1 protein-coding gene is annotated in these 968 nt (G+C 72.0%); it reads left to right on the forward strand.

Annotated features, from left to right (window positions below; genetic code table 11):
- Positions 1 to 968 (forward strand): citrate synthase 2 (locus MLGJGCBP_RS22450; protein WP_201453162.1); only part of this gene is annotated, 968 nt, incomplete at both ends.

Consider the following 968-nt stretch of genomic DNA (forward strand, 5'->3'; position numbering starts at 1 on the left):
CTGGAAGGCGTGGTCGCGTTCACCAGCGACATCGCCGAACCCGACAAGGACGGCGGCGCCCTGCGCTACCGCGGCGTCGACATCGAGGAACTCGTCTCCAAGCACGTCACCTTCGGCAACGTGTGGGCCCTGCTCGTCGACGGCCGTTTCGGCCCCGGACTGCCCCCGGCGGAACCGTTCCCCCTCCCCGTGCACACCGGCGACGTCCGCGTCGACGTCCAGGCCGGCCTCGCCATGCTCGCCCCCATCTGGGGATACCAGCCCCTCCTCGACATCGACGACGACACCGCCCGCGAACAACTCGCCCGCGCCTCCGTCATGGCCCTGTCCTACGTCGCCCAATCCGCCCGCGGCATCTACCAGCCCGCCGTCCCGCAGAGGCGGATCGACGAGGCCACCACCGTCACCGAACGGTTCATGGTCCGCTGGAAGGGCGACCCCGACCCGGCCCACGTCGAAGCCATCGACGCCTACTGGGTCTCCGCCGCCGAACACGGCATGAACGCCTCCACCTTCACCGCCCGCGTCATCGCCTCCACCGGCGCCGACGTCGCCGCCTCCCTGTCCGGGGCCATCGGCGCCATGTCCGGCCCGCTGCACGGCGGCGCCCCCGCCCGCGTGCTGCCGATGATCGAGGACACCGAGAAGTCCGGCGACGCCCGCGCCCTGGTCAAGGGCATCCTCGACCGCAAGGAAAAGCTGATGGGCTTCGGGCACCGCGTCTACCGCGCCGAAGACCCCCGCGCCCGGGTGCTGCGCGCCACCGCCAAGCGCCTGAACGCACCCCGTTACGAGGCGGCCGCCGCCCTCGAGCAGGCCGCGCTCGCGGAACTGCGCGAACGCCGCCCCGACCGGGCCATCGAGACGAACGTCGAATTCTGGGCCGCGGTCATCCTCGACTTCGCCGAGGTCCCGGCGCACATGATGCCCGCGATGTTCACGTGTGGCCGCACCGCAGGCTGGTGCGC

It is taken from the genome of Rhodococcus sp. T7 (assembly GCF_009872365.1).
Classification (GTDB): Bacteria; Actinomycetota; Actinomycetes; order Mycobacteriales; family Mycobacteriaceae; genus Rhodococcus_F.